General features: G+C 48.1%; 2 tRNA genes and 1 rRNA gene. All 3 read left to right on the forward strand.

Going from position 1 to position 728, the window contains the following annotated elements:
• The first annotated feature begins 169 nt into the window (after positions 1-169).
• A tRNA-Ile gene (locus QMK33_RS23410) sits at positions 170-243 on the forward strand.
• Between the two features lie 37 nt (positions 244-280).
• Positions 281-354: transfer RNA gene (locus QMK33_RS23415), tRNA-Ala, on the forward strand.
• Between the two features lie 197 nt (positions 355-551).
• Positions 552-728 (forward strand): 23S ribosomal RNA (locus QMK33_RS23420); the annotation flags it as partial.

The following is a 728-nucleotide window of genomic DNA, read 5'->3' on the forward strand; positions in this document are numbered from 1 at the left end:
TAGCCGTACCGGAAGGTGCGGCTGGATCACCTCCTTTCTGGAGCGACTCTGCTCACGACGTTTAGAAGTCTAATGACGCACGCTGCGTACTTACAACATTGTCTGTTTCCTCATTCTAAGTTATTTTTAACGGATTTTGCATTGTTCTCAAATAGAACAAGATGAAACCGGGCTTGTAGCTCAGGTGGTTAGAGCGCTACACTGATAATGTAGAGGTCCCTGGTTCGAGTCCAGGCAGGCCCACTGGCAGCAGCGGGTATCTGCTTGAATGCCAAATTCTGGGGGATTAGCTCAGCTGGCTAGAGCACCTGCCTTGCACGCAGGGGGTCAACGGTTCGACTCCGTTATTCTCCACTATTCTGACTTTCAATTCAGAAAGTACAATATAATAGTGGTTTAGCTTGAAGTGATTCAGCTATTCCACATTTACTACTAGTAGAGTAGTAAACGTTCTTTGACGTAAGGGAAAACAAGAAAGAGAAGTAAAAAGCGGGCTGTTATTCTTTAGGATAGCAGCAATTCACGCTCACTTTGGTGAGCTGAATCGCAAGCGAGAAGTAAGTAAGAGCACACGGGGGATGCCTAGGGTCTCAGAGGCGAAGAAGGACGCGATAAGCTGCGATAAGCTGGGGGGAGGGGCACATACCCGTTATATCCCCAGATTTCCGAATGGGGCAACCCCGCGAGTTGAAGACTCGTGACTAGTTACGTAAGTAGCTAGGGCAAAC

It is taken from the genome of Hymenobacter sp. H14-R3 (assembly GCF_030063445.1).
Lineage (GTDB): Bacteria > Bacteroidota > Bacteroidia > Cytophagales > Hymenobacteraceae > Hymenobacter.